We start from the raw sequence: 6760 nt of genomic DNA, 5'->3' as shown, positions 1-6760 counted from the left end.
TGCTTGCCGTGCAGGGGTCCGTCGCATTCCAGGTCGCGCTCCACCTTGCGGAAATACGGCAGCACGTCGTCCCAGCCCCAGCCGGACGCACCGCGCGCCTCCCATTCATCGTAGTCGGTGGGTGCCCCGCGGTTGAACAACTGGCCGTTGATGGCGGAGCCGCCGCCGAGCACGCGCGCCTGCGTGTACTTGCGCAAGGGCGGCCGGTGGGCCGCTTCCTCGCCCGGCCAGGGCGCCTGGGTCGTCACGCGCAGATCGGGCCAGTCGAAGTGCGGGTTGAAGAACAGCCGGCCCGCATAGCTGTCCAGCAGCTCGGGCGGTTCATTGCCCGGCGGCGTGTCGATGCCCGCTTCCAATAGCAGGACCTCGTGGCCGCCGCGGGCCGACAGCCGGTTGGCCAGGACCGAGCCCGCCGAGCCGCCGCCGACGATGACGGTGCCGTACATCCCAGTCACTCCAGCTTGATGTTCGCGGCCCGCACCACCTCGCCCCACTTGCGGTATTCGTCCATGTAGAGCTTGCCGAACTCGGCGGAGGTCCCAGTCAACGTGCTCATGCCGAGTTCCGCCACCTTGGCCTTGTACTCGGCCGTGGATGTCGCCTGGTTGATCGCCGCGGCGAGGGCCGTCGTGGCGGCCACCGGCGTGCCGGGCGGCGCGAGCACGCCCATCCACGCCTCGCCAACGACGTCCAGGCCCTGCTCCTTCAATGTGGGCACGTCCGGGATCGCGGCCACGCGCTGCGCGGAACTCACGCCATAGAACTTCAGCTTGGAGCGATATTGCACAGCGCCGCCCACTGCCACCAGCATGATGTCCACCTGGCTGCCCATGAGGGCCGACAGCGCCGGTGCCATGCCGGTGTAGGGCACGTGCAGCAGGTTGTCCGCCTTGGCCGCCTGCGCGAAGGCCACGGCCATCAACTGCGGGCCAGAACCGGTGCCCGCGCTGGCATAGCTGAGGTTCTGCTTCTTCATCAAGGCGAGCAATTCCTGCAGATTGGCGGCCGGCAGGTCGGGTCGGCCGAGCAGCACGAAGCCGGTGGAAGCGAGCGGCGAGATCGGCACGAACTTCGTCGCATCCACCTTGCCCTTGACCAGGTGCGGATAGATCGAATTCACGTCGGTGATGCCCAGCAGCAGCGTGGTGCCGTCCGCCGGCGCGCCGTAGACGTAGCCGGCGCCGATGGAGCCGGTCGCACCCGGCTTGTTTTCCACGACCACCGGTTGGCCCAGCCGTTCGCCGACGCCCACGCTGATGAAGCGCGCCAGGATGTCCGAAGAACCACCCGGCGGAAAGGGAACGACGATCTTGATCGGGCCGGAAGGCTTCCAGGCGGCCTGCGCCCGCGCCATGCCCGTTGCCAGCATGCCCGCCCCGGCGAGCGCGGCCAGCACCTGCCGGCGCTGCAGGCCGGCTTCGAAACTGTGATTCATGTGTGTCTCCGACTGTTATTGATATCGTTCGCGCTCAGCCCGTCACGCGGCGCGCCGACTTCGGCATGCCGTCGAGGACCACGACCTTGGTTTCGAGGTAGGCGCGCAAGCCTTCCGCACCGCCTTCTCGCCCGATGCCCGATTGCTTGAAGCCGCCGAACGCGATGCTGCCCTCGTTGCGCATGCCGTTCTGGCCAACGGTGCCGGAGCGGATGCGGCGCGCCACGGCATAGGCGCGCTCCAGGTCGTTGGTGAAGACGGAGGCGTTGAGGCCGTAGATGGTGTCGTTGGCGATGGCGACCGCCTGCTCGTCGCTCTCGGCCGGGATCACGGCCAGCACGGGCCCGAAGATTTCTTCGCGCGCGATGGTGTGGCTGTTGTCGACGTGGCCGAACACCGTCGGCTCGATGTAGAAGCCGCGATCCAGGTGCTTCGGGCGGCCGCCGCCGGTGGCCAGGGTCGCGCCCTCGGCCTTGCCCTTTGCGATGTAGCCCTCCACGCGCTCGCGGTGGCGGCGCATTGCCAACGGACCCATCTGAGTGGCGGGGTCGAACGGATCGCCCACCTTCACGTTGCGGAAGTTCTCGCTCAGCGCCTCGACCAGTGCATCGTGCCGCTTGCGGCTGACGATGATGCGGGTCAGCGATGCGCACACCTGGCCGGTGAGGAAGATCGCGCGCGACGCGATGCTCTGCGCCGCGGCGGCCACGTCGTAGTCATCGAGCACGATGGCCGGCGACTTGCCGCCCAGCTCCAGCGTGCAGCGCGCGATGCGCTCGCCGCAGAGGGAAGCGATGCGCCGGCCGGCCGCGGTCGAGCCGGTGAAGGCGACCTTGTCCACGTCCGGATGCCGCACCAGCCGTTCCGAGACTTCGCGCTCTGCCGTGAGGATGTTCACCACGCCGGGCGGGAAGCCGGCGGCTTCGCAGGCCTCGGCCAGGATGTAGGCGGCGCCGGGCGCCTCCGGCGAGACCTTGACGATGACCGTGCAACCGGCGATCAACGCAGGGCCGACCTTGCTGGAGATGGCGCCGGGCGCCGCGTTCCAGGGCACGATGGCGGCGACCACGCCGACCGGCTCGCGCACCAGCAGCGCCACCTCGCCGCCCGACTTGGGCGTGTGGCGTTCCTGGAAGGGGAAGGTCTCGGCCAGGGCGGCATAGGAGAGATAGTCGTTGCTGATGCCCGCGCAGCGCGCCTTGGTGAAGCCGTGCAGCGCGCCCGCTTCGGTGGTCCAGATGCGCGCATGCGGCTCGGCCAGCTTGTCCAGCTCCGCCGCCATGGCGCGCATGAACTGCGCACGCTCGTCGTGCGACATGCGCGGCCAGGGCCCCTGGTCAAAGGCCTTGCGCGCCGCGGCCACCGCGCGGTCCACGTCGGCTTCCTGGGCCTCGGCCACAGTGAGGAACAGCTCCTCGGTGGCGGAGTTGGTCACCTGGATCGTCCTGGTGCTGGACGGCTCCGTCCAGCGGCCGTCGATGAAGAACTTGTCCGGGTGCCGGACGGGTGTGTCTGCATGCATGCTGTCTCGTGCCTTTCGAGACTTACTCGGCCAATGCAGCCTGTGCGTGCGGCTGCGCGGCGGCGCGCGGCGCCTCGCCGTGCAGGATCCGGATGAATCCGCCCACCGCGGGCTGGCGCTCCATGTTCCTGACGAGGCGCTCGAGTTCGACCACGTTCTCGGGCGACAGCGACTTGGCGGCCAGCTGCCGGTACTTCACGGCCATCTGTTCGTCGCTCATGGGTTTCTGCCAGCTGCCGAGGAAGTTGTCGACCACCTTGCGGATCACGCGGCCGTCCTTCAACACGACCTCGACATCGGTCCCACGCGCGAACTCGCGGCCCCTCTGCTCGCGCTCCTCATCGCGCAGGCAGTCGACCCGCTTCGCGAAGGCAAGCAGGTCGGGCCGGCCCATGTTCTCTTCCACCATCTGGTCGACGAAGACATCGCCGTCGATCAGTTTCATGGCGATGCAGAAGCCCAGGTGCATCTGCGCCGCCGTGAGGCCGACGGGCTCGTAGGGCAGCCACCAGGAGTGCTTGACCGCGTCGTCGGTCATCTTCACCGTGATGCGCTCCACGTCGTCGGCCTTCAGGCCGTCCTGCATCAGTTCCTCGATCGCGTCCATGGTCGACAGGTTGGTGCCGACGCAGGCATGCCGCTTGATCGAGATGCGCATGGTTTCCCAGCGCGTGCCGAGTCCGTCGGTCAGTTCGGACAGGTCGAACTGGTCGGTGCTCTGCGTGAAGGTCGTGCAGAAGCCGCCGTACTCCTCCTCGAACACGTCGGCGATGCCGGTGAAGCCCTCGGCTGCCAGCAGCGCCGCGTACAAGCCGCTCTGCGCGGCCTTGGCCGACAGCATGCGCTTGACCATGGAGCCGAATTGCGTGGCGAGGATGCCGCCCGCCTGCGGGCCGGCAATGCCGAGGGCCTGGAAGATCTGCTCGCTGTCGAGGCCCAGCACGCGGCCCGCCGCGACGGCCGCCGGGAAGGCGCCGAACAGGCCCGGCGTGTGCCAGCCTTTGCCGAGCATCTTGTTGCCGTTCATGCAGAGGCCGACGCGCGGGCCCACTTCGAAGCCGGCGATGATGGCCGTCAACAGCGTCTCGCCGTCGACCTTGTCGGGGCCGACCAGTTCCGCGGCGGCGAACACCACGGGCAGCACCGCCGCGCAGCTGTGAATCGACGCGGGGTTGGCATCGTCCAGTTCGTAGCCCTGGATCATGGTGCCGTTGACCAGCACGGCGCTGGTGGCGGAGGCGGTCTTGCCGCCACCCCAGATGGAAGCCGAGCCACCCTTCGGCTCGAGGCGCTCGACGACGCCGGAGAGTATCTCGGTCCACTTCAGGTGGACGCCGAACAGGCCGCAGCCGAGGCCGTCGAGGATGATCGACTTGGCGCGCGCGAGCACTTCGTCGGGCACGTCCGACAGTTTCAGGTTCGCCGCGAACTCTGCGAGCTGGCGTGTATGTGAGGGCATGGGGTTAAGACTCCTTTGTTGCTGCGAATTCTGATGGCGCAAKCGGCGAGCGCCGGTGGCATTTGCTGCCCCGCAGAGTCACTTGCCGTTACCACCCCCCCGTGAGCGCTGGTTACCGTGAGCCGCAGCAAATGTGTCTTGACCCATTCCGGGGTGCGCGYCGACCATTGCCGCATCCCAAGCTCCAGCGTGAATAGCGTGTATCAGCCATGACCCTGTCCTCCCTACCCACCACTCCCGAATCGGCCGCGGCCGCGTTCCGCAAGTCGCCGGTCACTGCCCGCATGCTGATCGGCGGCGAACTCGTCGAAGGCGAAGCCGGCGGATGGATCGACTGCCTCAACCCGGCGACCGAGGACTTGATCGGCAGGGCACCGCGCGCCACCGAAGCCGACATGGAGCAGGCAGTGCGCGCGGCCGAGACCGCCCAGGTGAGCTGGGCCGAGCTGCCGGTGCAGGAGCGCTCGAACCACCTGATGCGGCTGGCGGATGCCTTCACGGCCCATGCCGACGAGCTGTTGATGCTGGAAGTGGCCGACAGCGGCAACGCCATCACGGCCATGAAGCCGGACCTGGCGAACTGCATCGAGCGGCTGCGCTACTACGCGGGACTCGGCTTCGAGCTGCAGGGCCACACCATCCCCGGCGCCTCCGACCGCATGCACATGACCCTGCGCGAACCCTACGGCGTGGTCGGCCGCATCATCGCCTTCAACCACCCCATCGCCATGGCCGTGCACGGCATGGCCTCGCCCCTGATCGCCGGCAACACGGTGGTGTTGAAGCCCTCCGAGCAGTGCCCGCTGTCGGCGCTGCGCCTCGGGGAGATCGCACGCGACGTGCTGCCGCCGGGCGTGCTGAACGTCGTGTCGGGCGACGGTGCCGCCGGCAATGCGCTGGTGCGCCAYCCGCGCGTCAAGCGCCTGTCYTTCRTCGGSTCCGWGCGSACCGGCWTGGCCATCCAGCGCTCGGCCGCCGAAGTGGCGGTGAAGTCGATCTCGCTCGAACTGGGGGGCAAGAACCCCTTCATCGTCTTCCCCGACGCATCGGTGGAGAAGGTCGCTACAGCCGCGGTGACCGGCATGAACTTCGGGCTGCAGGGCCAATCCTGCGGTTCGACCAGCCGGCTGCTGGTACACGATTCCATCTACGACGATGTTGTGAAGGCCGTGGCCGCGAAGGTGAAGGCGCTGCGCGTCGGCGACCCTTTCGACTGGAGCACGCAGATGGGCGCGTTGAACACTCGGGCGCACCTCGACCGTGTCACGCAATGCGTGGCCTCGGGCCTGGCCGAAGGCGCGCGCCTGGTCGCGGGCGGCGAGCGCCCGGCCGGCGCCGCCTTCGAAAAGGGCTACTGGCTGCAGCCGACCGTGTTCGCCGACGTGAAGCCCGACATGCGCATCGCGCGCGAGGAGATCTTCGGGCCCGTGCTGTCCATCCTGCGCTGGTCGGAGCCGGAGGAAGCGATCGCGCTGGCCAACTCGGTGGAGTACGGCCTCACGGCTGCCATCTGGACGAACGACATCACGCAGGCGCTGCGCACCGCCAAGCGCGTGCAGTCGGGCTTCGTCTGGGTGAACGGCGTGAACTCTCATGTGCGCRCCGTCCCCTTCGGCGGCTACAAGAACAGCGGCATCGGGCGCGAGCGCGGGATCGAGGAGCTCTACTCGTACACCGAGGAGAAGTCGGTCCAGGTGTTCCTGTGATTCGCCTGGCCCTCCGCCTGACCAGGCGCACAAGGAAACATCAATGTTCGATCTGAAGAAATTCTTCGCGGGCGCGGCCATGGCGTTCGTGCTGGCCGGCGGCGCCCTGGCCGCAGACCCCTTCCCCATCGCGCCGGTGAAAGTCATCGTGCCCTATGGCGCCGGCGGCATCGGCGATGTCATGGCGCGCATCGTGGGCGAGAGGGCGGGGGTCGAACTCGGACAGCCCATCGTCATCGACAACCGCTCGGGCGGCAACGGGATCATCGGCGCACAGGCCGCGTCCAAGTCGAAGGCGGACGGCTACACGCTGCTGCTCATGGCGACCGGCCACACGATCCTGCCCAGCCTGCAGCAGGTGCCCTACGACTGGACCAAGGACTTCACGCCGGTGTTCGGCATCACCGCCACGCCGCTTGTCTTCGCGGTGCGCGCCAAGTCGAACATCCGCACCGTCGCCGACTTGGTGGCGTTGGCGAAGGCGACGCCCAACGGCCTGAACTACGCCTCGGGTGGCGCCGGTTCCGTGAGCCACCTGGCAGCCGCTCGCCTGGTGCGGGAACTCAAGATCAGCGGCACCCACGTGCCCTTCCGCGGATTCAGTCCCGCGGTGCAAGCCTTGATGGGCGATCAGGTCC

The 6760-nt window shown here is 68.2% G+C and carries 6 protein-coding genes; 2 read left to right on the top strand and 4 right to left on the bottom strand.

Translation table 11 applies throughout. The features are described 5' to 3' along the window. From AC1DY5_RS36640 to AC1DY5_RS36625, 4 genes are all read right to left on the bottom strand, one after another. Nucleotides 1-446 (bottom strand): GMC family oxidoreductase N-terminal domain-containing protein (locus tag AC1DY5_RS36640; protein ID WP_478119389.1); only part of this gene is annotated, 446 nt, incomplete at its 3' end. Nucleotides 447-451: 5 nt separating this feature from the next. Next, the gene (locus AC1DY5_RS36635; protein WP_478119388.1) at nt 452-1435 is read right to left on the bottom strand and encodes a Bug family tripartite tricarboxylate transporter substrate binding protein; all 984 of its coding nucleotides are present in this window, start codon (nt 1433-1435) and stop codon (nt 452-454) included. Nucleotides 1436-1469: 34 nt separating this feature from the next. Continuing rightward, nucleotides 1470-2957, bottom strand: a complete 1488-nt coding sequence (locus tag AC1DY5_RS36630; RefSeq protein WP_478119387.1) for an aldehyde dehydrogenase — start codon at nt 2955-2957, stop codon at nt 1470-1472. A gap of 22 nt (nt 2958-2979) precedes the next feature. Continuing rightward, nucleotides 2980-4416, bottom strand: coding sequence for an MmgE/PrpD family protein (locus AC1DY5_RS36625; RefSeq protein ID WP_478119386.1), 1437 nt, complete (start codon nt 4414-4416; stop codon nt 2980-2982). Nucleotides 4417-4625: 209 nt separating this feature from the next. On the opposite strand from AC1DY5_RS36625, the gene AC1DY5_RS36620 reads away from it, so the two are divergent. After that, entirely contained in the window at nt 4626-6122 is a 1497-nt protein-coding gene (locus tag AC1DY5_RS36620) for an aldehyde dehydrogenase family protein (RefSeq protein ID WP_478119385.1), read from the top strand. A gap of 43 nt (nt 6123-6165) precedes the next feature. After that, nucleotides 6166-6760: Bug family tripartite tricarboxylate transporter substrate binding protein (locus AC1DY5_RS36615; protein WP_478119384.1), on the top strand; the 595-nt coding region annotated here is incomplete at its 3' end.

It is taken from the genome of Variovorax sp. P4_D9, from assembly GCF_056401695.1.
Note: the sequence above shows the minus strand (reverse complement) of the source record. Positions and strands in the feature narration are given on the sequence as shown.